17 protein-coding genes are annotated in these 24,160 nt (G+C 65.2%); 14 read left to right on the forward strand and 3 right to left on the reverse strand.

Annotated elements, in window-relative coordinates; translation table 11 throughout:
• Window positions 1-99: 99 nt before the first annotated feature.
• Window positions 100-2,319 (reverse strand): primosomal protein N', encoded by a 2,220-nt coding sequence (locus POF53_RS10795; protein ID WP_498967649.1) that lies wholly within the window; start codon window positions 2,317-2,319, stop codon window positions 100-102.
• Window positions 2,320-2,488: 169 nt separating this feature from the next.
• On the opposite strand from POF53_RS10795, the gene rpmE reads away from it, so the two are divergent.
• From rpmE to POF53_RS10810, 3 genes are all read left to right on the forward strand, one after another.
• Window positions 2,489-2,704 carry a 50S ribosomal protein L31 gene (rpmE, locus tag POF53_RS10800; RefSeq protein WP_110735343.1) on the forward strand — a complete coding sequence of 72 codons (216 nt, stop codon included), beginning with the start codon at window positions 2,489-2,491 and terminating at the stop codon, window positions 2,702-2,704.
• Between the two features lie 56 nt (window positions 2,705-2,760).
• A complete protein-coding gene (locus POF53_RS10805) occupies window positions 2,761-3,528 on the forward strand; it encodes a thermonuclease family protein (RefSeq protein WP_498967651.1) in 768 nt (255 codons plus the stop codon).
• Window positions 3,529-3,707: 179 nt separating this feature from the next.
• Complete coding sequence (locus tag POF53_RS10810; protein ID WP_234561580.1) at window positions 3,708-4,976, forward strand: malic enzyme-like NAD(P)-binding protein; 1,269 nt, start codon at window positions 3,708-3,710, stop codon at window positions 4,974-4,976.
• Window positions 4,977-5,164: 188 nt separating this feature from the next.
• Here the strand turns inward: POF53_RS10810 and POF53_RS10815 are convergent, their stop codons facing one another.
• The gene (locus POF53_RS10815) at window positions 5,165-7,486 is read right to left on the reverse strand and encodes a penicillin-binding protein 1A (RefSeq protein ID WP_498967653.1); all 2,322 of its coding nucleotides are present in this window, start codon (window positions 7,484-7,486) and stop codon (window positions 5,165-5,167) included.
• A gap of 298 nt (window positions 7,487-7,784) precedes the next feature.
• Here POF53_RS10815 and pilM point away from each other — a divergent pair, with 298 nt between their 5' ends.
• From pilM to POF53_RS10870, 11 genes are all read left to right on the forward strand, one after another.
• Window positions 7,785-8,681, forward strand: coding sequence for a type IV pilus biogenesis protein PilM (gene pilM / locus POF53_RS10820; protein ID WP_498967655.1), 897 nt, complete (start codon window positions 7,785-7,787; stop codon window positions 8,679-8,681).
• A 68-nt stretch (window positions 8,682-8,749) separates the two neighbouring features.
• Window positions 8,750-9,217 (forward strand): PilN domain-containing protein, encoded by a 468-nt coding sequence (locus POF53_RS10825; protein WP_498967657.1) that lies wholly within the window; start codon window positions 8,750-8,752, stop codon window positions 9,215-9,217.
• The gene (locus POF53_RS10830) at window positions 9,214-10,230 is read left to right on the forward strand and encodes a pilus assembly protein PilP (protein WP_498967659.1); all 1,017 of its coding nucleotides are present in this window, start codon (window positions 9,214-9,216) and stop codon (window positions 10,228-10,230) included. The genes POF53_RS10825 and POF53_RS10830 overlap by 4 nt, the downstream gene beginning before the upstream one ends.
• Entirely contained in the window at window positions 10,151-11,410 is a 1,260-nt protein-coding gene (locus tag POF53_RS10835; protein WP_498967661.1) for a type IV pilus secretin PilQ, read from the forward strand. Before POF53_RS10830 ends, POF53_RS10835 begins: the two co-directional genes overlap by 80 nt.
• A 31-nt stretch (window positions 11,411-11,441) precedes the next feature.
• Window positions 11,442-11,933, forward strand: coding sequence for a shikimate kinase AroK (aroK, locus tag POF53_RS10840; RefSeq protein ID WP_189656848.1), 492 nt, complete (start codon window positions 11,442-11,444; stop codon window positions 11,931-11,933).
• Window positions 11,934-12,027: 94 nt separating this feature from the next.
• Complete coding sequence (gene aroB / locus POF53_RS10845; RefSeq protein ID WP_203648491.1) at window positions 12,028-13,125, forward strand: 3-dehydroquinate synthase; 1,098 nt, start codon at window positions 12,028-12,030, stop codon at window positions 13,123-13,125.
• 15 nt (window positions 13,126-13,140) lie between these two features.
• Window positions 13,141-14,763, forward strand: a complete 1,623-nt coding sequence (locus tag POF53_RS10850; protein WP_232854912.1) for an AAA family ATPase — start codon at window positions 13,141-13,143, stop codon at window positions 14,761-14,763.
• Window positions 14,764-15,137: 374 nt separating this feature from the next.
• Complete coding sequence (gene gltB / locus POF53_RS10855) at window positions 15,138-19,583, forward strand: glutamate synthase large subunit (RefSeq protein WP_475860469.1); 4,446 nt, start codon at window positions 15,138-15,140, stop codon at window positions 19,581-19,583.
• A gap of 105 nt (window positions 19,584-19,688) precedes the next feature.
• Complete coding sequence (locus tag POF53_RS10860) at window positions 19,689-21,107, forward strand: FAD-dependent oxidoreductase (protein ID WP_232854914.1); 1,419 nt, start codon at window positions 19,689-19,691, stop codon at window positions 21,105-21,107.
• Window positions 21,108-21,345: 238 nt separating this feature from the next.
• Window positions 21,346-22,410, forward strand: coding sequence for a uroporphyrinogen decarboxylase (gene hemE, locus POF53_RS10865; protein ID WP_110735319.1), 1,065 nt, complete (start codon window positions 21,346-21,348; stop codon window positions 22,408-22,410).
• Between the two features lie 115 nt (window positions 22,411-22,525).
• Window positions 22,526-22,873 carry a YgiW/YdeI family stress tolerance OB fold protein gene (locus POF53_RS10870; protein ID WP_028689103.1) on the forward strand — a complete coding sequence of 116 codons (348 nt, stop codon included), beginning with the start codon at window positions 22,526-22,528 and terminating at the stop codon, window positions 22,871-22,873.
• A gap of 80 nt (window positions 22,874-22,953) precedes the next feature.
• On the opposite strand, the gene POF53_RS10875 is transcribed toward POF53_RS10870, so the two are convergent.
• Complete coding sequence (locus POF53_RS10875) at window positions 22,954-24,111, reverse strand: MFS transporter (protein WP_498967666.1); 1,158 nt, start codon at window positions 24,109-24,111, stop codon at window positions 22,954-22,956.
• Window positions 24,112-24,160 lie beyond the last annotated feature (49 nt).

A 24,160-nucleotide genomic window follows, 5' to 3' on the forward strand; every position in this document is an offset into this window, starting at 1 on the left:
GGCTCATCGCGGGGGGCGCCCGCCCCCCCCCCCCCCCGCCCCCCCCCCGCCCCCCCCGCCCCCCCCCCCCCCCCCCCCCCCCACGGACCGTTCAATCTCTCAGTACAGGTCCACCGGATCGACATCCAGCGACCAGCGCACCTGCCGCCCCGATGGCATCTGCTCCAACACTAGCAACCAGGCACTGATCAGTCGATGCAACTGAGCCCGGGCATTGGCCTGGAGCAATAGTTGCGCGCGGAAGCGGCCCGCCCGTCGTTCCATGGGCGCCGGGACCGGCCCCAGCAGCTCGATGCCGTGCAGGCCCTGTTCGGCCATGACCCGCTCGGCGGCGGCGCAGGCTTCGTCGAGGAAGCTCTCGGCCTGGCCCGGCTTGTGCGCATCCGCACGCAGCAGGGCCAGGTGGGCGAACGGCGGCAGGCCGGCGGCGCGACGTTCGCTCAGGGCCTGCTCGGCGAAGGCGAAGTAGCCCTGCTCGGTCAATTGCACCAGCAGCGGATGGTCGGCCAGGTGGGTCTGCACGATGACCTTGCCCGGTTCCTCGGCGCGTCCGGCGCGACCGGCGACCTGGACGATCAGCTGGGCCATGCGCTCGCTGGCGCGGAAGTCGCCGGAGAACAGTCCGCCGTCGGCATCGAGAATCGCCACCAGGGTGACGCGGGGGAAGTGGTGCCCCTTGGCTAGCATCTGGGTGCCCACCAGGATGCTCGGCTGGCCGCGCTGGATGGTGGCGAACAGGTTGTGCATGGCGTCCTTGCGCGAGGTGCTGTCGCGGTCCACGCGCAGGATCGGGTAGTCGGGGAACAGCACCTTGAGCCGCTCTTCGGCACGCTCGGTACCGGCCCCCACCGGGCGCAGGTCGACGTGGGCGCACTGTGGGCACTGCAACGGCAGGCGTTCGTCGTAGCCGCAATGGTGGCAGCGCAGCACGGCAGAGCGTTGGTGCACGGTCATGCGCGCATCGCAGCGCGGGCATTCGGACAGCCAGCCGCAGTCATGGCACAGCAGCGTCGGGGCGAAGCCGCGGCGGTTGAGGAACACCAGCACCTGCTGCCCAGCCTCCAGGGTCTGGCGGATAGCCTGTTGCAGCGGGCCGCTGATGCCGCTGTCCAGCGGCAGGCTGCGCACATCCAGGCGCAGGAAGCGTGGTGCCTTGGCACCGCCGGCGCGCTGGTTCATGCGCAGCAGGCCGTAGCGGCCACTATGGGCGTTGTGCAGGCTTTCCAGTGACGGTGTGGCCGAGCCCAGCAGGATCGGGATGTTCTCCTGATGGGCGCGGACCACGGCCAGGTCGCGGGCGTGGTAGCGCAGGCCTTCCTGCTGTTTATAGGAGCCGTCGTGCTCCTCGTCGATGATGATCAGGCCCGGGTTCTCCATTGGCGTGAACAGCGCCGAGCGGGTGCCGATGATGATGTCGGCGTCGCCGTCGCGGGCCGCCAGCCAGGCGTCCAGGCGCTCGCGGTCGCCCACCGCCGAGTGCAGTAGGGCGATGCGGGCGTTGAAGCGCTGCTCGAAGCGTTGCAGGGTCTGCGGGCCGAGATTGATCTCGGGGATCAGGATCAGCGCCTGCTTGCCGGCTTCGAGGGTTTCGCGGATCAGCTGCAGGTAGACCTCGGTCTTGCCGCTGCCGGTAACGCCGGCCAGCAGGTAGGCGTGGAAGGCGCCGAAGCCTGCGCGCACCGCCTCGAACGCCGCGCGCTGCTCCTCGTTGAGCGGCAGCTCCGGCTGGGCCAGCCAGTGCTCGTGGCGTGCGGCGGGCAGGTGACGGCGGATCTCGACGGTCACCAGTTCCTTGGCCAGCAGCAGGTCGAGGCTGTCCTTGTTCAGGCCGAGCTTGCTCAACAGGCTGTGGGCCACGCCGTGAGGGTGCTGCGACAGGGTCTTGAGGGCATCGCGCTGGCGCGGGGCGCGGGCGATGCGCGGGTCCTCCAGGCGTGCGCCGGGGGCGACGTGCCAGAAGCGCTCCTGGCGCGCCTCGGCCAGTTCGCCCTGGCGCAGCAGGGTCGGCAGGGCCCAGCTCAAGGTGTCGCCCAGGCTGTGCTGGTAGTACTGGGCTGTCCACAGGCACAGCTTGAACAGCGCAGGCGGCACGGGCGAAACCGGGTCGAGCAGGGCGCTGGCCGGCTTGAGCTTGTCGGCGGGGACTTCGCTGTGCGTGGCGACCTCCACCAGCACGCCGATCATCTCGCGGCGACCGAACGGCACGCGGATGCGCATGCCTGGAGTCAACGCCTGGCGGGCCATGCTCGCGGGCGCCCGGTAGTCGAACAGGCGACGCAGGGGCGAGGGCAGGGCAAGGCGCAGGATGACGTCGGACACGCGGAAAGTCTCTGGAGGGCGTTTCACAAAGCAGACGAGCCTAGCAGACGACGGTCGGTGCAAGCGACAACTTGCGCTGCAGCCGCGCTCTGGTATTATTCGCCGCCTAATTACGTGCGGTATTCAACAATAGGTGTTGGGTGGCGGCACGCAGCTCGAGGAAGTGACCATGAAAGCAGATATTCATCCGAACTACGAAGTAGTTGCAGTCACCTGCAGCTGCGGCAACAAGTTTGAAACCCGTTCGACCCTGGGCAGCGTCCTGGCGATCGACGTTTGCAACCTGTGCCACCCGTTCTACACCGGTAAGCAGAAAGTCCTGGACACCGGTGGTCGCGTACAGAAGTTCGCCGATCGCTTCGGCATGTTCGGTGCCAAGAAGTAATCATGCGCATGGCGAATCTTTCGAGGTTCGCGTTGCTGCAAAAGAAGGCGCCCCTTGTGGGCGCCTTTTTTGTGGGCGCGATCTGGCATTTTCCGGCCCTGGCGTTCTGTCCGTTGTCCGAGCAGCCGCAGCAGGTGACGGTGCGCCAGGTGGTCGATGGCGATACCCTGCGCCTGAGTGACGGGCGCAATGTGCGGTTGATCGGCATCAATGCGCCCGAGATCGGTCGCAAGGGCCGCACCAGCGAGCCCTACGCCGAGGCAGCGAAGCGGCGTCTGCAGGCGCTGGTCGAGGCCAGCGATGGCCGCGTCGGCCTGGTCCCGGGCGAAGAGCCCAGGGACAAGTACGGTCGTACCCTGGCGCACATTTATAGCCGTACTGGCGACAATCTCGAAGCACAACTGCTCAGCGAAGGCCTCGGCTACCGGGTTGCCATCGCCCCCAACGTGGCCTTGTCGGCCTGTCAGCAACAGGCCGAGCAGCAGGCGCGCAACGCCGGAACCGGGTTGTGGCGACAGTCGCCGGTTGTACGTGCGGGGGATGTCAGGCAGTCCGGTTTTGCCGTGATCGGCGGCCAGATCAAGGGTATCGAGCGCAACCGCGGCGGTATCTGGCTGGAGCTCGACGATGCGGTAGTGCTGCAGATCCCCGCTCGTCTGCAGCAGCGCTTTCCCGCCAGCTTCTTCGCTAACCTCAAGGGACGCCAGGTCGAGGCGCGTGGCTGGGTGCTGGATCGATCCCGCAAGGGCGGGCTCAAGCCTGGGCAGCGACGCTGGCTGTTGCCATTGACCGATCCGAGCATGCTGGCGACTGTTCCAGGCTAAATAGTTGTAGACATTCTTATGCTGGATTGTACACACTGGCTTCCGTAAGCCCCGTGGGTTATAGCGTAAAGTCGTAGGCCAAAGGCCTTGACACATAGTGACCGGGCAGTCTTGTCGCCCCCCGGCTCTTTGCGTATCCTCGGCGGTCCGTCAGAACAGTAAACAGCGGAATGCCCATCATGTCAGACCTGAAAACCGCCGCTCTCGAATACCACGCCCAGCCCCGTCCGGGGAAACTGAGCGTCGAGCTCTCCAAGCCCACCGCCACCGCCCGTGACCTCGCCCTGGCCTACAGCCCAGGCGTCGCCGAACCCGTGCGCGAGATCGGCCGTGATCCGGAGCTGGCCTACAAGTACACCGGCAAGGGCAACCTGGTTGCGGTGATCTCCGATGGCACCGCCATCCTCGGTCTGGGCGACCTCGGCCCGCTGGCCTCCAAGCCGGTGATGGAAGGCAAAGGTGTTCTGTTCAAACGTTTCGCCGGTATCGACGTGTTCGATATCGAAGTCGAGTCGGAGAGCCCACAGGCCTTCATCGACACCGTTCGCCGCATCTCCATCACCTTCGGCGGCATCAACCTGGAAGACATCAAGGCACCTGAGTGCTTCGAGATCGAGCGCACCCTGATCGAGCAGTGCGACATTCCCGTGTTCCACGATGACCAGCACGGTACCGCCATCGTTACCGCCGCGGGCATGATCAACGCCCTGGAAATCGCCGGCAAGAAGCTCGAGGAGGCGAAGATCGTCTGCCTGGGCGCCGGCGCCGCCGCCATCTCCTGCATGAAGCTGCTGGTGAGCATGGGTGCCAAGGTCGAGAACATCTTCATGATCGACCGCAGCGGCGTGATCCACGCTGGCCGCGACGACCTGAACCAGTACAAGGCCCAGTTCGCCCACGCCACCGACAAGCGCACCCTGGCCGATGCCCTGGATGGCGCTGATGTGTTCGTCGGTCTGTCCGGTCCGAACCTGCTGAGCGCCGAAGGCCTGAAGTCGATGGCCGCCAACCCGATCGTGTTCGCCTGCTCGAACCCGGACCCGGAAATTGCCCCGGAACTGGCTCACGCCACCCGCAGCGACGTGATCATGGCCACCGGTCGTTCCGACTACCCGAACCAGGTCAACAACGTACTGGGCTTCCCGTTCATCTTCCGCGGTGCCCTGGACGTTCGCGCCAAGCGCATCAACGAAGAAATGAAAATTGCCGCCGCCGTCGCCCTGAAGGACCTGGCCAAACTGCCGGTACCGAAGGAAGTCTGCGACGCCTACGGCGTGCAGGCCCTGGAGTTCGGTCGTGAGTACATCATTCCGAAGCCGCTGGATGCTCGCCTGATCACCGTGGTTTCCGATGCCGTGGCCAAGGCCGCCATCGAATCCGGCGTGGCTACCCTGCCGTATCCGAAGCACTACCCGCTGAAAAGCGTGGATGACGTGTTCAACGGCTGATCCGGTCGTAGCGTCATGAAAAAGCCCCGGCTCGTGAGAGTCGGGGCTTTTTGTTTGCTTTTGGATTCACCGAAGCCATTGTGGGAGCGGGTTTACCCGCGAAAGCATCGTTGGCTTCGCTGAAGCCTTCGCGGGTAAACCCGCTCCCACAGGATCGAAGTTGCCTTTGAGGTTTGTCGTTTACCTGGTCAGAACAGGTCCATCGGCGCCGCTTCGTCCGCCGGCAGCGGGCTGCCAGGTGCCGCGCCATTGCCCAGCTCGTCCACGGACGGTGGCGAGTCCTCGGCCTTGAACAGTTCGAAGTAGGCATTCGGCGTGCCCGGCGTGGCGGCGCGGCCGCTGACCGGGTCGACGCGCAGGCTGAGAATGCCTTCAGGTTCGGCCGGGGCGTGCTCAGGCTTGTCCTTCAGCGCCGCACCCATGAAGCTCATCCAGATCGGCAGCGCCACGGTGCCGCCGTACTCGCGTCGGCCCAGGGTTTCCGGCTGGTCGAAGCCGACCCAGACGGTGGTGACGTAGTCGGCGTTGTAGCCGGAGAACCAGGCGTCCTTGGACTCGTTGGTGGTACCGGTCTTGCCCGCCAGGTCCGCACGGCCGAGGGCCAGGGCGCGACGGCCGGTGCCGCGCTTGATCACATCCTGCAGCATGCTGGTGAGAATGTACGAGGTGCGGCCGTCGATGATCTGCTCGGCCACGGCGGGTACCTGTGGTGCCGGGGCGACCTGGCCAAGGGTCGACGGTGCTTCGCCCGGCATCGGCGCGACGCTGATCGCCTGCTCGGGGGCGGCGAGGCCGGCCTGGTCCTGGCTGCCCTGGGGCACCCGTGCCGGGTTGGCGGTGAACAGGGTTTCGCCGTTGCGGCTTTCGACGCGCTCGATCAGGTAGGGGCTGATCTTGTAGCCGCCGTTGGCGAAGGTGCTCCAGCCGGTGGCGATCTCCATCGGCGTCAGGGTCGCGGTGCCCAGTGCCAGCGACAGGTTGCGCGGCAGGTCCTGCTTGTTGAAACCGAACTTGGCGATGTAGTCGATGGTGCGGTCCACGCCCATGGCCTGCAGCAGGCGGATCGAGACCAGGTTGCGCGACTTGTACAGCGCCTCGCGCATGCGGATCGGGCCAAGGAAGGTATTGGTGTCGTTCTTTGGGCGCCAGACCTTGTCCAGGTACTCGTCGACGAACACGATCGGCGCGTCGTTGACCAGGCTGGCGGCGGTGTAGCCGTTGTCCAGCGCGGCGCTGTAGACGAAGGGCTTGAAGCTCGAACCCGGCTGGCGCTTGGCCTGCATGGCGCGGTTGTAGTTGCTCTGTTCGAAGGAGAAACCACCGACCAGGGCGCGGATGGCGCCGTTGTACGGGTCGAGGGTGACCAGGGCACTCTGGGCGCCGGGCACCTGGCTGAACTTGAGCTTGCCATCCTCCAGGCGCTGCAGGCGTACCAGGTCGCCGACCTGAGCCACGTCGGCCGGCGACTGCGGCGAGCGCCCCTGCGAGTTGCTGTTGAGGTACGGGCGCGCCCATTTCATGGTGTCCCAGGCCACATTCTCTTCCAGGCCGCCGCGACTCATCACCTTCAGGCCGGTCTTCTCGACCTGGGTGACGATGGCCGGCTCCAGGCCGCCGAGGGTGCGCTGCTTGCCCAGCTCCTGCAACCAGGCCGCGCGCGTCTTGCCCGGGAAGCGTGCCTCGGGGCCGCGGTAACCGTGGCGCTCGTCGTACTCGCTGAGGCCGTTGAGCACCGCGCTGTTGGCCATCTGCTGCATGTCGCTCGGGACCGTGGTGGTGACGCGGAAGCCTTCGGTATAGGCGTCGCTGCCGTAGCGGCCGACCATCTCGGCGCGGGCCATCTCGGCGACGTAGGGGGCGTTCACCTCCGGAGTCGGCACGTGGTAGCTGGCGTTCAGCGGTTCGGCCAGGGCCGCCTGGTAGCTGGCTTCGTCGATCTTGCCGAGCTTGTACATGCGCCCGAGGATCCAGTCGCGGCGCTCCTTGGCGCGTACCGGGTTGGCCAGCGGGTTGAAGCGCGATGGCGCCTTGGGCAGGCCGGCGATCATCGCCATCTGCGCCAGGCTCACGTCGCGGATCGACTTGCCGTAGTACACCTGCGCTGCGGCATCGATGCCATAGGCGCGGTTGCCGAGGTAGATCTTGTTGACGTAGAGCTCGAGGATCTCGTCCTTGGTCAGCTCGCGTTCGATCTGCAGGGCCAGCAGGATCTCGTTGGTCTTGCGCGAGAAGCTGCGCTCGCTGCTGAGGAAGAAGTTCTTCGCCACCTGCATGGTGATGGTGCTGCCGCCGGTCTGGATATGCCCGGACTTGAGCAACTGCGATGCCGCGCGCATCAGGCTGCTCGGATCGACCCCGTAATGGTTGAGGAAATTGTCGTCTTCGGCGGACAGAAGCGCCTGGATGAACTGTGGGGGAATTTCCTGGAACTTGATCGGCGAGCGCCGCATTTCGCCGAACTCGGCAATCAGCTTGCCGTCGCTGCTGTACACCCTCAGGGGGATTTGCAACTGGACGCTTCTGAGCGAGTCGACCGAGGGCAGGCTGGGGCTAAGATACAGAAACGCACCGCTCACACCGAGCACGAGCGCGCAGATGACGGCGACGAGAGACCACCAGAAGAACTTCAGCAGACGTATCAAGGCTTTTGGGTGTCCAGGTTGAGGAGTGGATTGCGCGCGGGGCCGGCGGACAGAAAAACGCTGGCCATTATAAGCATTTTTCGTCCCGCCGGGTGACCGCCCGGGACGCGGGACGAGCGCTCGCGCCGCAACGGCGCGGGCTGCCGATGACCAGGAAGAAACAGCCATGCTTGGACGCTTTGGTAGGGACACCGGTTCGCTGCTGGGGGTGGAAATTGCCTCCGACTCCATACGAATGCTGCATCTGCACCGCCAGCGCGGCGGTTGGCGTGTGCAGGGCTGGGCGCAGGAGCGCTTCGAGCCTGCGCTGCCTGACAGCGCCGCATCCGACGAGGCAGAGCGGTTGGTCATGGGATTGCGGCGGGCCCATGATCAATGTCGGACGAGGCAGTTCCGGATCGCCCTGGCATTGCCCGCCTCCCAGGTGATCTGCAAGGTGTGCCGGGTAGCTGCCGGGCTGACCGACCTTGATGTCGAGGCCGCCGTGCTGGTTCAGGCCGAACAGCTGTTCCCTTTTCCGCTGGAGGATCTCGCCCTGGACTTCTGGGTGCAGGGTGCATGCGCTGACGATCCCGGACAGTTCGAGGTACTGGTAGTGGCCTGCCGGCAAAGCCAGCTCGATCCGCTGGAGCGGGTGTTCGCCAGGGCCGGATTGCAGCTTGAGGCCGTGGAGGTAGACAGCTTCGCGCTACGGCGAGCATTGCTGCCTGAGGTGCCGGCTCGTGGAGCGGTACTGCTGCAATTGGAGCCGGGCGAAGTGGTCATGCACCGCTGGCACGGCAGCCCCGCGCCGCAACGACAGCGGCTCGCCCTGGGCTCGCCGGCGCAATGGAGTGAGGCTGTCGATGATCTCTGGCGGTTGGGTGAACGGGCGCCCGTAGAGGAAGTTGTCCTGTTCGGCTGCGCTGCTGATGAGGACCGGGCGGCGTATTTGCGAGAGCACTTGGGTGTGAAATGCCAGGTGGGTTGCCCACTCCCTCTGGCCGGCCTGCTGGAGAGGGATGGCCTGCGCGCAGCTTCGATGGTCCTGGCCTGCGGGCTGGCCATGGGAGGCCGGGCATGATGGCGAGACTGAACCTGATGCCTTGGCGCGAGCAGCGTAGGGCCAGGGTTGTGCGACGATTTCAGATCATGCTGGTTGTCGCCCTGGTAGTGGCACTGTGCGGGGTCATATGGCTCGATCAGATGGCGCGGTCGCGTCTGGCCAGGCAATCACTGGTCGTCGCCTCGCATCAGGCGGAGCTTGAGCGGCTCGATGCCACCTTGAGGCAGGTCGATCAGCTGCGCGGCAGGCGGGCGGCGTTGCAGGCCGAGCATGCCGCAGTGTCCGCACTGGACGCCGGGCGATCGCAGATGCCCGGCCTGTTCCTCGCCCTTGAGCAGGCCCTGCCAGAAGGCGCTCGCTTGACGGAAGTGGATGTTGAGGCGGGGCGCCTGCGCCTGGGCGGCCTGGCGGCCTCCGCGTCGGTGGTCGCCCGGTTCATGCGCGATCTGGAGCAAGTGGGCATGGTGCGGAACCTCGAGCTCGTTCACCTCAGGCGCCATGTCCAGGGGGACGAGTTCCTGCTGGCGGCGCGATTGCTGGCGGGCGAGTCGTGAACCGCCTCTGGCCCCTTGACTGGCAGGCGTTGGCTGGCCGGTCGGGAGTGGTGAGGGCCATGGTGTGCCTGTCGCTCGTGCTCATGGTTACTGGCGTGGGCTACCTGGTTCGTCTGCGTGATCCGGTTCAGGGGCATGTCGAGTCTGTCCGACTGCAGCTCCAGCTACAGGACGAACTGGAGGAGCGCGGGGCGCGCCTCGTCGAACTGGGTGTCGAGCAGCAGGCGCTCGAGCACGCACGGGTGCTTTTGCAGGCGGCACGATGGCGGCTGGCCGCGGGAGAGGGCATGAGCGAGCTGCTCGATCAGCTGGCGTTATCGGGGCATGAGCATGGCCTGGTATTCGAGCGAGTCGAAGTGAAGGAGGCACAGCAGGCTTCAGTGTATCGGGTGCAACCGCTGGAAATCGCGGTGTCGGGACAGTATCCGGCGCTGCGCCTGTGGCTGGAGCAATGGCTGCGGCAATTGCGTCTGTTGAGCGTGGAGCGGCTCAGGCTGGCCCTGAAGGATGAGGGGATTGGGCGAGTTGATGCTCAGCTACGACTACATGCCTACCACCCCGGAGAAGAGCTGCCGGTCCCGGCGTCATTGGCGGATGAGCCGGCCCAGGCAATCTTGTCGAAGAAGACGGCATTCGATCCGTTCCGGGCCTGGTCGCCTCCCAGAGAGGGCGGTGACCTGGCGCATGTTCCTTTGGCACGGCTGGAGATGGTCGGCAGCCTATCGCGGGCAGGGTGGCGACAGGCCTTGCTGCGCTCGGGAGGTCGCCTGTATCGGATTGCGCAGGGCGAGCGGTTGGGGCTCGAAGGGGGTGTCGTGGTAGCCATCGAATTCGACCGGGTGGAGGTCCACGAGCGGTTCTACATCGATGGGCGCTGGCAGGCGCGCCCCAGGTATCTGGTTCTTGGAAAGCATGTGCAAGGAGAGGTCAGGGATGAGACCGACGAGAGGGTGGAGCGGCGCGCTATTGATGCTGGGGCTGCAGATGGCGCAGGCCGAGACGTTTCAGGGTGAGCCGATGTCGCTCAACTTCCAGGATGTCGAACTGCGTTCGGTGCTCCAGGTCATGGCCGACCACGCGGGCATCAACCTGGTGGCCGGCGATTCGGTGCAGGGGCGGATAAGCCTGCGTCTGGAGGATGTGCCCTGGGGCCAGGCGCTTGACCTGGTGTTGCGCAGCAAGGGGCTGGGCAGGCGCCAGGAGGGGAATGTGCTGCTGGTCGCTCCCCTGGCCGAACTCGCCGGGCAAGCCCAGGGCATGCGTCAGGAGGTATTGCTGGAGCCCCTGCAGCGTGAATTGATCCCTGTGTTCCATGCCAAGGCCGGCGAGCTGGCGGAGCTGTTGCTGGCGAGCCTGGCTGACGACGGTGCCCTGGCCGGGCGTGGCAGCCTCAGTGTGGATGCACGCACCAATACACTGGTCGCCACCCAGCCTGCCGCCCGGCTCGCCGAACTGCGCAGGCTGGTCACACAGCTGGATGTGCCGGTGCGCCAGGTCATGATCGAGGCACGGATCGTCGAGGCCAATGTCGATTACGATAAGGCCTTGGGCGTGCGCTGGGGTGGACCGCTGTATGGCGCGGAGCGCCGGCTGGGCAGCAACCTGTTCGTCGACCTCGGGGTCGAGCGGGCCGGTGCCGGGCTCGGGGTGGGGCTGCTGCGCAGCGATATCCTGCTCGACCTGGAGCTCAGCGCCATGGAAAAAAGCGGCAATGGCGAGATCATCTCCCAGCCCAAGGTGGTCACGGCCGACAAGGAAACCGCGCGCATCCTCAAGGGCACCGAAGTGCCCTACCAGGAAACCACCCGCAGCGGCGCCACGTCGGTTTCCTTCCGCGAGGCGTCCCTGTCGCTGGAGGTGACCCCGCAGATCACGCCGGACGGCAAGGTGATCATGGCGGTGCGGGTGACCAAGGACGAGCCGGACTTCATCAATGCCCTCAACGATGTGCCGCCGATTCGCAAGAACGAGGTCAACGCCAAGGTGCGGGTAACCGATGGGCAGACCATTGTGATTGGTGGCGTGTACTCGACGTCGCAGAACAAAGTGGTCGACAAGGTGCCATTTTTCGGCGATCTGCCGTATGTTGGACGGCTGTTTCGACGCGATGCATTACAAGAGAAAAAATCCGAGCTGCTGGTCTTCCTGACTCCGCGTATCATGAGTGACCAGGCGATTGCTGTGAGTCGTTGATTCTGTGCGAAATTTGATACTTGTGGGGCCCATGGGCGCTGGTAAAAGCACCATCGGGCGCCTGTTGGCCAAAGAGCTGCGCCTGCTGTTCAAGGATTCCGACAAGGAAATCGAACTGCGAACCGGCGCCAACATCCCGTGGATCTTCGACAAGGAAGGCGAACCGGGCTTTCGTGACCGCGAGCAGGCGATGATCGCCGAGCTCAGCGCGCTCGATGGCGTGGTCCTGGCCACCGGCGGCGGCGCGGTGATGCGCGACGCCAACCGTGCGGCGCTGCGTGCCGGCGGGCGGGTGGTCTACCTGCACGCCTCGGTGGAGCAGCAGGTGGGGCGTACCTCACGTGATCGCAACCGGCCGCTGTTGCGCACCGCCAACCCGGAAGCCACGTTGCGCGCCCTGCTGGAGACACGCGACCCGCTTTATCGCGAAATCGCTGACCTGGTGGTGGAAACCGACGAACGGCCACCACGCATGGTGGTGCTCGACATTCTCGAGCGCCTGCAGAAGTTGCCGCCCCGCTGAGCGGGGTCTATCCTCGGCGACCAACGCCGAGACGGGGTTGAACGTCACCGCGCGGGGCCGCACCGCCGCGCGTCCAAGCACATTGTGGGGATACATGCAGACACTAAAGGTCGACCTGGGCGAACGTAGCTACCCGATCTACATTGGCGAAGGCCTGCTGGACCAGCCCGAGCTGCTGGCGCCGCACATTGCCGGACGGCAGGTCGCCATCGTCTCCAACGAGACCGTCGCGCCGCTGTACCTCGAACGCCTGAGCAAGACCCTGGGTGCCTACTCGGTGCTGCCCGTGGTGTTGCCGGACGGCGAGGCCCACAAGAACTGGGAAACCCTGCAGCTGATCTTCGATGCGCTGCTCACCGCCCGCCATGACCGTCGCACCACCGTGGTCGCCCTGGGGGGCGGCGTGATCGGCGACATGGCCGGCTTTGCCGCGGCCTGCTACCAGCGCGGCGTCGACTTCATCCAGGTGCCGACCACGCTGCTGTCCCAGGTGGACTCGTCGGTGGGCGGCAAGACCGGCATCAACCACCCGCTGGGCAAGAACATGGTGGGTGCCTTCTATCAGCCCAACGCGGTGCTGATCGACACCACCAGCCTGAAGACCCTGCCCGGACGCGAGCTGTCCGCGGGCCTGGCCGAAGTCATCAAGTACGGCCTGATCTGCGACAAGCCGTTCCTCGCCTGGCTCGAAGACAATATGCAGGCGCTGCGCGCCCTGGATTGCGTCGCCCTGACCGAGGCCATCCGCCGCTCCTGCGCGGCCAAGGCCGCCGTGGTCGGCGCCGACGAGCGCGAATCGGGCGTGCGTGCCACGCTCAACCTTGGCCATACCTTCGGCCATGCCATCGAAACACACATGGGCTATGGCGTCTGGCTGCACGGCGAAGCCGTGGCGGCGGGTACGGTCATGGCCCTGGAAATGTCCATGCGCCTGGGCTGGATCGACCAGCCGGCGCGTGATCGCGGAATTCGCCTGCTGCAGGACGCAGGATTGCCGGTGGTGCCACCACAGGAAATGACCCCGGCGCATTTCATGGAGCACATGGCGGTCGACAAGAAAGTGCTCGACGGGCGCCTGCGCCTGGTGCTGTTGCGCCAGCTGGGCGAGGCCGTCGTCACCGACGACTATTCGACAGAGATTCTACAGGCCACCCTGGCGGCGGATTACCGCGCGATCGTGGCCCAGCTTTGAGGTTGTGACAACGCAATGACCAGTCTGCATGCCGATGAGGCGTTCCTCGACCATTACCAGTTGAGCCACGATCCGTTCGCACCGCGAGTGCCCGGCTTCAAGTTCTTCCCCGCCCAGCGCAAACCCGTGCTCGGCCAGCTGCACCACCTGGCGCGCTACAGCCAGCTGATGCTGGTGGTCAGCGGCCCGGTGGGCAGCGGCAAGACCCTGCTGCGCCAGGCCCTGGTGGCCAGCACCAACAAGCAGTCGGTGCAGAGCGTGGTGGTGTCCGCCCGTGGCGCCAGTGACGCAGCCAGCGTGCTGGGCCAGGTGGCGCAGTCGCTGAACGTGGCGCAACCGGAGGTGCAGGCGATCCTGTCGCAGGTAGTGCAGCTGGCGCTGACCGGCCAGGAAGTCTATCTGCTGGTGGACGATGCGGAACAACTCGACGAGTCGGCACTCCAAGCGTTGCTGGAGTTGGCGGCAGGCGTGGCCGAAGGGCGCCCGCATGTGTTCCTGTTCGGCGAGCCTTCGCTGATTGCCGGGCTGGAAGAACTCAATACCGATGGCGAGCGCTTCCATGTCATCGAGTTGGCCCCGTACAGCGAGGAAGAGACCCGCGAGTACCTGGAGCAGCGCCTGGAGGGCGCCGGCCGGGGCATCGAGGTGTTCAGCGCCGAGCAGATCGTCGACATCCACGAAAACTCCGACGGTTGGCCTGGGAACATCAACCAGGTTGCCCGCGATACCTTGATCGAAGCCATGATCGCCAGCCGTACCACGGTCAAGCGACCATCCATGGGGTTCAAAATGCCTAAGAAACACGTGCTCGCGTTGTCCGCTGTGGTCGTGGTCGCCGTTGGCGCGGCGGTCCTGATGCCCAAGAAGGGTGACAAGGCCCCGACCGAGGCACCGGCCGCCCAGGCCCAGCTGCCGCTCGGACAGGGTGCGAACGGCGGCGCGCCCGCCATCGAGTTCTCCGGTTCCTCGCAGCCAATGCCGCTGCCGCTGGTCGGCCAGTCGCAGCCGGTGATGCGTGAGCCGCTGGCCCAGGCCGCCGGCATGGGCGAAGGCGAAGAGGGTGGGCCAGCGGGCGATACCGCCCTGCAGCCTGCCGCGCCGTCGGCCGCCGTGCCGCCGACCGTGACCACCATCGCGCCGCCACAAGGTGCCACCGCCAGCCCGGCACCGGCCCCTGCCCAGCCGGTGACCACCGCTCCGGTTCAGCCGGTTGCGCCTGCGTCGAAGCCTGTCGCAACCCAGCCGGCAAAACCGGTTGCACCTGCAAAGCCGACTCCGGCTCCGACCCAGGTCGCCAGCGCCAAGCCCGCCGCTAAACCTGTCGAGAAACCAGCCGCGGGCGGCGCCGGTAACAGCAGCTGGTATGCCGGCCAGAAACCGGGCAATTACGTGGTGCAGATCTTCGGCACCAGCTCCGAGGCGTCGGCCCAGTCGTTCGTCAAGGCGCAGGGTGGCGACTATCGCTACTTCAAGAAAAACCTGCAGGGCAAGCCGCTGTTTGTCGTCACCTACGGCAACTTCGCCAGCCGCGACGCCGCCGCTGCGGCAATCAAGAACTTGCCAGCCAAGGTCCAGGCTGGTAAACCTTGGCCACGTACCGTCGGCAGCGTCCAACAAGAGCTGGCCACGGCCCGCTGATACCTTCCGGGCGGCACCACCCCGCCGCCCAGTTGCTGAGCGACTTCTAGCTTTCGATCAGCCTGCTGCGCCCGAGCGCGGCAGGCTTTTCTGTCCCAGACTGCCGGCCACAAGCCCTGTGTTGCAGTCATGGCTGAAACGCTTCAGACTCCAGCCTAGCCGCTATCACGGCGCATGGCGCAAAAACATTCAAAATTGCGACATAAATTTTCAATGGTGAGACATGAAAATTTGTGGGCATCGCTGTCGCTGTGCAACAATGGTTTTCCATGACCACCGCAAAAAAGCTGGCGTTTGATCGGCGTGGATGGTAAGTGGTTGTTAAAAAAGAGATTTGCCTCCGGTTGAGAGGTGAACCTGGTGAGAAAGTGTCTATGAAAACAGGTCTGTACCATCCCGAAGAATTCAAGGACAACTGTGGTTTCGGCCTGATCGCCCATATGACGGGGCAGCCGAGTCACCACCTTCTGCAAACCGCCATGCAGGCGCTGACCTGCATGACCCACCGCGGCGGCATCAACGCCGACGGCAAGACCGGTGACGGTTGCGGTCTGCTCATGCAGAAGCCCGATCAATTCCTGCGTGCCGTGGCCCAGGAGCACTTCGCCGTCGAGCTGCCCAGGCAGTACGCCGTCGGCATGGTGTTCTTCAACCAGGACCCGGTCAAAGCCCAGGCCGCCCGCGCCAACATGGACCGCGAGATCGTCAACGCCGGCCTCAAGCTGGTCGGCTGGCGCAAGGTGCCGATCGACACCCGCGTCCTCGGCCGCCTGGCCCTGGAGCGCCTGCCGCAGATCGAGCAGGTGTTCATCGGCGGCGAAGGCCTGAGTGACCAGGAATTCGCCATCAAGCTGTTCAGTGCCCGTCGCCGTTCGTCCGTGGCCAACGCCCACGACACCGACCACTACATCTGCAGCTTCTCGCACAAGACCATCATCTACAAAGGCCTGATGATGCCGCGCGATCTCGCGGCGTTCTATCCGGACCTGGGCGATGAGCGCCTGCAGACCGCGATCTGCGTGTTCCACCAGCGCTTCTCTACCAACACCCTGCCGAAGTGGCCGCTGGCCCAGCCCTTCCGCTTCCTCGCCCACAACGGCGAGATCAACACCATCACCGGCAACCGCAACTGGGCCATGGCCCGACGCACCAAGTTCGCCAACGACCTGATCCCCGATCTCGAAGAGCTTGGCCCGCTGGTCAACCGTGTCGGTTCCGACTCCTCGAGCATGGACAACATGCTGGAGCTGATGGTCACCGGCGGCATCGACCTGTTCCGCGGCGTGCGCATGCTGGTACCACCGGCCTGGCAGAACGTCGAGACCATGGACGCCGACCTGCGCGCCTTCTACGAATACAACTCCATGCACATGGAGCCGTGGGACGGCCCGGCCGGCATCGTCATGACCGAAGGCCGCCACGCGGTGTGCCTGCTCGACCGTAACGGCCTGCGCCCGGCGCGCTGGGTGACCACCACCAATGGCTACATCACCATCGCCTCGGAAATCGGCGTGTGGGGCTACCAGCCCGAGGAAGTCCTGGCCAAGGGCCGTGTCGGCCCAGGCCAGATTCTCGCCGTGGACACCGAGACCGGGCAGATCCTCGACACCGACGCCATCGACAACCGCCTGAAGTCGCGCCACCCGTACAAGCGCTGGCTGCGCCAGCACGCCACACGCATCCAGGCGACCCTGAGCGACGACCAGGGCGTGGCCAGCTACGACGCCGACCAACTCAAGCAGTACATGAAGATGTTCCAGGTCACCTTCGAGGAGCGTGACCAGGTGCTGCGCCCGCTCGGCGAACAAGGCCAGGAAGCGGTCGGCTCGATGGGCGACGACACGCCGATGGCCGTGCTGTCGCAGCGCGTGCGCTCGCCGTACGACTTCTTCCGCCAACAATTCGCCCAGGTGACCAACCCGCCGATCGACCCGCTGCGCGAAGCGATCGTCATGTCCCTGGAAATCTGCCTGGGCGCCGAGCGCAACATCTTCCAGGAGTCCCCCGAGCACGCCTCGCGGGTGATCCTCAGCTCGCCGGTCATCTCGCCCGCCAAGTGGCGTTCGCTGATGAACCTGGAACGCGAAGGTTTCGACCGCCAGCTGATCGACCTCAACTATGAAGAGAGCGTCGGCCTGGAAGCGGCGATTCGCAACATCGCCGACCAGGCCGAGGAAGCCGTGCGCGGCGGCAAGACCCAGCTGGTGCTGAGCGACCGCTACATCGCCCCAGGCAAGCTGCCGGTGCATGCCTCGCTGGCGGTCGGTGCGGTGCACCACCGCCTGACCGAGCAGGGCCTGCGCTGCGACAGCAACATCCTGGTCGAGACCGCCACCGCCCGAGACCCGCACCACTTCGCCGTGCTGCTGGGCTTCGGCGCCTCGGCCGTCTATCCGTACCTTGCCTATGAAGTGCTGGCCGACCTGATCCGCACCGGCGAAGTACTGGGCGACCTGGACGAAGTCTTCAAGTACTACCGCAAGGGTATCTCCAAGGGCCTGCTGAAGATCCTGTCGAAGATGGGTATCTCCACCATCGCCTCGTACCGTGGCGCGCAGTTGTTCGAAGCGATCGGCCTGTCCGAGGAAGTGGTCGGCCTGAGCTTCCGCGGCGTGCCGAGCCGTATCAAGGGTGCCCGTTTCGCCGACCTGGAAAGCGACCAGAAACTGCTGGCCGCCGAAGCCTGGAGCGCACGCAAGCCGATCCAGCAGGGCGGCCTGCTGAAGTTCGTCCATGGTGGCGAATACCACGCCTACAACCCCGACGTGGTGAACACCCTGCAGGCCGCCGTGCAGCAGGGCGACTATGCCAAGTTCAAGGAATACACCACGCTGGTCGACCAGCGCCCGGTGTCGATGATCCGCGACCTGCTCAAGGTCAAGGTGGCCGACCAGCCGTTGGCACTGGACCAGATCGAGCCGCTGGAGGCGATCCTCAAACGCTTCGACTCTGCCGGTATCTCGCTCGGTGCCCTGTCGCCGGAGGCACACGAGGCCCTGGCCGAGGCGATGAACCGTCTGGGCGCGCGCTCCAACTCTGGCGAGGGCGGCGAAGACCCGGCCCGCTACGGCACCATCAAGAGCTCGAAGATCAAGCAAGTGGCCACCGGCCGATTCGGTGTGACGCCGGAGTACCTGGTCAACGCCGAAGTGCTGCAGATCAAGGTCGCCCAGGGCGCCAAGCCCGGCGAGGGTGGCCAGCTGCCAGGCGGCAAGGTCAACGGCCTGATCGCCAAGCTGCGCTACGCCGTACCAGGCGTGACTCTGATCTCGCCACCGCCGCACCACGACATCTACTCGATCGAAGACCTGTCCCAGCTGATCTTCGACCTCAAGCAGGTCAACCCGCAGGCGCTGGTCTCGGTCAAGCTGGTCGCCGAAGCTGGCGTCGGCACCATCGCCGCCGGCGTGGCCAAGGCCTATGCCGACCTGATCACCATCTCGGGTTATGACGGTGGTACCGGTGCTTCGCCGCTGACCTCGATCAAATACGCCGGCGCCCCGTGGGAACTGGGCCTGGCCGAAACCCATCAGACCCTGCGTGGCAATGACCTGCGCGGCAAGGTGCGGGTACAGACCGACGGTGGCCTGAAAACCGGCCTGGACGTGATCAAGGCCGCCATCCTCGGCGCCGAGAGCTTCGGCTTCGGCACCGCGCCGATGATCGCCCTGGGCTGCAAGTACCTGCGCATCTGCCACCTGAACAACTGCGCCACGGGCGTCGCCACGCAGAATGACAAGCTGCGCAAGGATCACTACATCGGCACCGTCGACATGGTGATCAACTTCTTCACCTTCGTCGCCGAAGAGACTCGCGAGTGGCTGGCCAAGCTCGGCGTGCGCAGCCTGGGCGAGCTGATCGGTCGCACCGACCTGCTCGACGTGCTGCCGGGCGACACCGAGCGCCAGCATCACCTTGACCTGTCGCCGCTGCTGGGCAGCTCGCACATCCCGGCCGACAAGCCGCAGTTCTGCGAAGTCGACAAGAACCCGCCGTTCGACCAGGGCGAACTGGCCGAGAAGATGGTCGCCATGGCCTTGCCGGCGATCCGCGATCAGGCCGGTGGCGAGTTCAGCCTCGACATCTGCAACTGCGACCGCTCCATCGGTGCGCGCATCTCCGGCGAAATCGCCAGGCTGCACGGCAACCAGGGCATGGCTGCAGCGCCGATCACCTTCCGCTTCAAGGGCACCGCGGGCCAGAGCTTCGGCGTGTGGAACGCCGGTGGCCTGAACCTGCACCTGGAAGGCGATGCCAACGACTACGTCGGCAAGGGCATGACCGGTGGCAAGCTGACCATCGTGCCGCCTGCCGGCAGCCCATTCGAAACCCAGCACAGCGCCATTGTCGGCAACACCTGCCTGTACGGTGCCACCGGCGGCAAGCTGTTCGCCGCCGGCACCGCGGGCGAGCGCTTCGCTGTGCGTAACTCCGGCGCCCACGCTGTTGTAGAGGGCACCGGCGATCACTGCTGTGAATACATGACCGGCGGCTTTGTCTGCGTCCTGGGCAAGACCGGTTACAACTTCGGTTCTGGCATGACGGGCGGCTTCGCCTACGTGCTCGACATGGACAATAGCTTCGTCGACAAGCTCAACCACGAACTGGTGGAAATCCAGCGTATCAGTGGTGAGGCGATGGAGGCCTACCGCAGCCATCTGGCGCGGGTCCTGGGCGAGTACGTGGAGGAAACCGGCAGCGAGTGGGGGCGTGAGCTCTCCGAGAACCTGGACGACTACGTGCGGCGCTTCTGGCTGGTCAAGCCGAAGGCGGCCAATCTCAAACAACTGCTGTCCAGTACCCGTGCCAACCCGCAGTAAGAACAGCTGCAAGTGACGGCCCCGTGCGCGGGGCCCGTCCTGCTCAAGTGATTGTCTTGCAGCTTGCGGCCCAAGGCCGGCAACTGCGGTAAAGAGGTTTGAAAAATGGCTGAACGTCTGAGCAACGACTTCCAGTTCATCGAAGTGGGCCGCAAGGACCCGAAGAAAAAACTGCTGCGCCAGCGCAAGAAGGAGTTCGTCGAGATCTACGAACCCTTCAAGCCGCAGCAGTCCGTGGAGCAGGCGCACCGCTGCCTGGGCTGCGGCAACCCGTATTGCGAATGGAAGTGCCCGGTGCACAACTTCATCCCCAACTGGTTGAAGTTGGTCTCCGAAGGCAACATCCTGGCCGCGGCTGAACTCTCGCACCAGACCAACACCCTGCCGGAAGTGTGCGGCCGCGTGTGCCCGCAGGACCGTCTGTGCGAAGGGGCCTGCACCCTGAACGACGGCTTCGGCGCGGTGACCATCGGCTCGGTGGAGAAGTACATCACCGACACCGCCTTCGCCATGGGCTGGCGCCCGGACATGTCCAAGGTCAAGCCCACCGGCAAGCGCGTCGCCATCATCGGTGCCGGCCCTGCTGGCCTGGGCTGCGCCGACGTGCTGGTGCGCGCGGGCGTGACCCCGGTGGTGTTCGACAAGAACCCCGAGATCGGCGGCCTGCTGACCTTCGGCATCCCCGAGTTCAAGCTGGAAAAGACCGTGTTGAGCAATCGCCGCGAAGTCTTCACCGGCATGGGCATCGAGTTCCGCCTGAACACCGAGGTGGGCAAGGACATCAGCATGGAGCAGCTGCTCGCCGAGTACGATGCGGTGTTCATGGGCATGGGCACCTACACCTACATGAAGGGCGGCTTCCCGGGCGAGGACCTGCCGGGCGTGCATGACGCGCTGGACTTCCTGATCGCCAACGTCAACCGCAACCTCGGTTTCGAGAAGTCGCCGGAAGACTTCATCGACATGCAGGGCAAGAAGGTCGTGGTCCTGGGCGGTGGCGATACCGCGATGGACTGCAACCGCACCTCGATCCGCCAGGGCGCCAAGGCCGTGACCTGCGCCTATCGCCGTGACGAAGCCAACATGCCGGGTTCGCGCAAAGAGGTGAAGAACGCCAAGGAAGAGGGCGTGAAGTTCCTCTACAACCGCCAGCCCATCGCCATCGTCGGCGAGGACAAGGTCGAAGGCGTGAAGGTGGTCGAGACCCGTCTCGGCGAGCCGGATGCCCGTGGCCGCCGCAGCCCCGAGCCGATCCCGGGCTCCGAGGAGATCCTGCCGGCCGATGCCGTGGTGATCGCCTTCGGCTTCCGCCCGAGCCCGGCGCCGTGGTTCGAGCAGCATGGCATCCAGCTGGACAGCCAGGGCCGCGTGGTGGCGCCGGAGAAGGGCAAGTTCAAGCACCAGACCAGCAACCCGAAAGTGTTTGCCGGTGGTGACATGGTGCGGGGGTCGGATCTGGTGGTAACGGCCATTTTCGAGGGCCGCACGGCCGCTGAGGGGATCCTGGACTACCTCGAAGTCTGATCGATTGTCGTGGCCGCTTTGCGGCCCTTTCGCGGCACAAGGCCGCTCCTGCAGAGGATCGCATTCACCTGTAGGAGCGGCCTTGTGCCGCGAAAGGGCTGCGAAGCAGCCCCAGGTTCATTTTTTGTATACAAAAACGCTTGATCCAAGGCACCCAATAGACAAAACGCATGGCCATGGCCGTGCCTTTTGTGCCCGCGTCTGAGAAAATGCCCGCACTTTTTTTCCGGATGCCGACATGACTGCCCTGAAGAACGATCGTTTCCTGCGTGCACTGCTCAAGCAACCCGTAGACGTCACCCCGGTGTGGATGATGCGCCAGGCCGGCCGCTACCTGCCGGAGTACCGTGCCAGCCGCGCCAAGGCCGGTGACTTCATGAGCCTGTGCATGAACCCGCAGTTCGCCTGCGAGGTCACCCTGCAGCCGCTGGACCGCTACCCGCTGGACGCGGCGATCCTCTTCTCGGACATCCTCACCATCCCCGACGCCATGGGCCAGGGCCTGTACTTCGAGACCGGCGAAGGCCCGCGTTTCAAGAAAGTCATCAGCACCCTGGCGGACATCGAGGCGCTGCCGATCCCCGATCCGCAGAAGGACCTGGGCTATGTGATGGACGCGGTCAGCACCATCCGCCGCGAGCTCAACGGCCGCGTGCCGCTGATCGGCTTCTCCGGCAGCCCATGGACCCTGGCCACCTACATGGTCGAAGGCGGCTCGTCGAAGGACTTCCGCAAGACCAAGGCCATGGCCTACGACAACCCCGAAGCCCTGCACCTGCTGCTGGACAAGCTGGCCCAGTCGGTCACCAGCTACCTCAATGGCCAGATCCTCGCCGGCGCCCAGGCGGTGCAGATCTTCGACACCTGGGGCGGTAACCTGTCGGCGGCGGCCTACCAGGAGTTCTCCCTGGCCTACATGCGCAAGATCGTCAGCGGCCTGATCCGCGAGCACGAAGGGCGCAAGATACCGGTGATCCTGTTCACCAAGAACGGCGGTATGTGGCTGGAAAGCATTGCTGATGCCGGTGCCGACGCCCTGGGCCTGGACTGGACCTGCGAGATCGGCGACGCCCGTCGCCGCGTCGGCGACAAGGTGGCGCTGCAGGGCAACATGGACCCGACCGTGCTGTATGCCAAGCCCGAGGCGATCCGCAAGGAAGTGGCGCGCATCCTCGCCAGCTATGGCAAGGGCAGTGGCCATGTGTTCAACCTGGGGCATGGCATTACCCCCGAGGTTGACCCTGAGCACGCCGGCGTGTTCATCAACGCCGTGCATGAGCTGTCGGCGCAGTACCACCAGTAATCGGTGTGCAACGCGAGAAGCCCGGCCAAGTGCCGGGCTTTTTGTTGTATTAAGTTTCAATTCAGCGATCGTCGGTAATCTGGTCCCATCAAAACGCAAACAGGACCCGATCACCATGAAAGCCCGTTACCTGCCCCTGATCCTCGCCCCACTGTTCAGCACCGCCGCCCTGGCCGCCGGCTACACCGGTCCTGGCGCCCAGGCCGTGACCACGGTCGCCGCCGCCAACGATGCCGCCGACGACACCCCGGTAGTGCTGCAGGGCTTCGTGACCAAGAAGATCAACAACGACGACAAGTACGAGTTCAAGGACAACACCGGCACCATCACCGTCGAGATCGACGACGAAGACCTGCCGCCGACGCCGTTCAACGACAAGACCAAGGTCAAGCTGACCGGCGAGGTGGAGAAGCACCTGATGAGCCGTGAGGTGGATGTGGATATCGTCGAGATCATCAACTGATCCTGCGGCCCTTTCGCGGGTAAACCCGCTCCCACAGGTACGGCGCCGTACCTGTGGGAGCGGGTTTACCCGCGAATGCTTCACACTGATTTGGGAGGCAGTTTGCTCAGGTGCACCGCCACCAGCAACGCCACCGCCAGCAGGCTGCCGATGAACAGCCCGATGCCGTTCCAGCCCCACTGATGCCAGAACACCCCGCCCGCCGTCCCCGCCACGCTCGATCCCGCGTAGTAACAGAACAGGTACAACGACGAAGCCTGCCCCTTGGCCTTCAACGCCCGGCGGCCGATCCAGCTGCTGGCCACCGAGTGCGCGCCGAAGAAGCCGAAGGTGAACACCAGCATGCCGACGATGATCATCGCCAGCGGGTTGGCCAGGGTCATCAGCAGGCCGCCGGCCATTACCACGATGCTGGCCCAGAACACCTTGCGCCGGCCCAGCTTGTCGGCCAGGGCGCCGACTTGCGCCGAACTGTAGATCCCCGACAGATACACCACCGACAGCAACCCGACCAGTGCCTGGTTCATGTGATAGGGCCCGGCCAGCAGGCGGTAGCCGATGTAGTTGAACAGGGTGACGAAGGCGCCCATCAGCAAGAAGGCCTCGAGGAACAGCCAGGGCAGCCCGGCATCCCTGAAGTGCATGACGAAGCCGTCGAGCAGGCTACGCGGATTCAGTGCCTGGGGACGGAAGTTGCGCGACTCGGGCAGTACCTTCCAGAACACCAGCGCCGCTACCAGCGCCAGCCCGCCGATGCTCAGCATCGCCGTGTGCCAGCTGACGAAGTCGATCAGCACGCCGGTGATCAGGCGCCCGCTCATGCCACCGATGGCGTTGCCACCGATGTACAGGCCCATGGCCAGGCCAATGTGCTGCGGGTGGATCTCTTCGCTCAGGTAGGTCATTGCCACCGCCGCCAGGCCGCTCAACGACAGGCCCACCAGGGCGCGCGTCGCCAGCACCAGCTCCCAGCTCGGCATCACCGCGCTGGCCAGGGTCGACAGGGCGGCGCAGAGCAGGGCGAAGACCATCACCGGCTTGCGCCCGATACGGTCGGAGATCGGCCCGGTGACCAGCAGCCCGAACGCCAGCATGGCGGTGGACACCGACAGCACCAGACTGCTCTGCGCGGCGTTGATGGAAAACTCCTGGGACAGCAGCGGCATCATCGGCTGCACGCAGTACAGCAGGGCGAAGGTGGCGAAGCCACCGCTGAACAGGGCCAGCACGGTCTTCATGAAGGCGGGGGAGCCTTTCTCGATCCAGATATCGTTGACGACAGGCTCG

Source organism: Mitsuaria sp. RG, from assembly GCF_028369275.1.
GTDB classification, from domain to species: Bacteria; Pseudomonadota; Gammaproteobacteria; order Pseudomonadales; family Pseudomonadaceae; genus Aquipseudomonas; species Aquipseudomonas peradeniyensis.

Bases quoted from the DNA above. Each gene is read 5' to 3' on its own strand.
- aroK (WP_189656848.1), top strand. From the start codon at position 11,442: ATGGGCGCTGGTAAAAGCACCATCGGGCGCCTGTTGGCCAAAGAGCTG.
- hemE (WP_110735319.1), top strand. From the start codon at position 21,346: ATGACTGCCCTGAAGAACGATCGTTTCCTGCGTGCACTGCTCAAGCAA.
- pilM (WP_498967655.1), top strand. From the start codon at position 7,785: ATGCTTGGACGCTTTGGTAGGGACACCGGTTCGCTGCTGGGGGTGGAA.
- POF53_RS10860 (WP_232854914.1), top strand. From the start codon at position 19,689: ATGGCTGAACGTCTGAGCAACGACTTCCAGTTCATCGAAGTGGGCCGC.
- POF53_RS10850 (WP_232854912.1), top strand. From the start codon at position 13,141: ATGACCAGTCTGCATGCCGATGAGGCGTTCCTCGACCATTACCAGTTG.
- gltB (WP_475860469.1), top strand. From the start codon at position 15,138: ATGAAAACAGGTCTGTACCATCCCGAAGAATTCAAGGACAACTGTGGT.
- POF53_RS10810 (WP_234561580.1), top strand. From the start codon at position 3,708: ATGTCAGACCTGAAAACCGCCGCTCTCGAATACCACGCCCAGCCCCGT.
- POF53_RS10825 (WP_498967657.1), top strand. From the start codon at position 8,750: ATGCTGGTTGTCGCCCTGGTAGTGGCACTGTGCGGGGTCATATGGCTC.
- POF53_RS10875 (WP_498967666.1), bottom strand. From the start codon at position 24,111: ATGAAGACCGTGCTGGCCCTGTTCAGCGGTGGCTTCGCCACCTTCGCC.
- POF53_RS10835 (WP_498967661.1), top strand. From the start codon at position 10,151: ATGAGACCGACGAGAGGGTGGAGCGGCGCGCTATTGATGCTGGGGCTG.
- rpmE (WP_110735343.1), top strand. From the start codon at position 2,489: ATGAAAGCAGATATTCATCCGAACTACGAAGTAGTTGCAGTCACCTGC.
- POF53_RS10870 (WP_028689103.1), top strand. From the start codon at position 22,526: ATGAAAGCCCGTTACCTGCCCCTGATCCTCGCCCCACTGTTCAGCACC.
- aroB (WP_203648491.1), top strand. From the start codon at position 12,028: ATGCAGACACTAAAGGTCGACCTGGGCGAACGTAGCTACCCGATCTAC.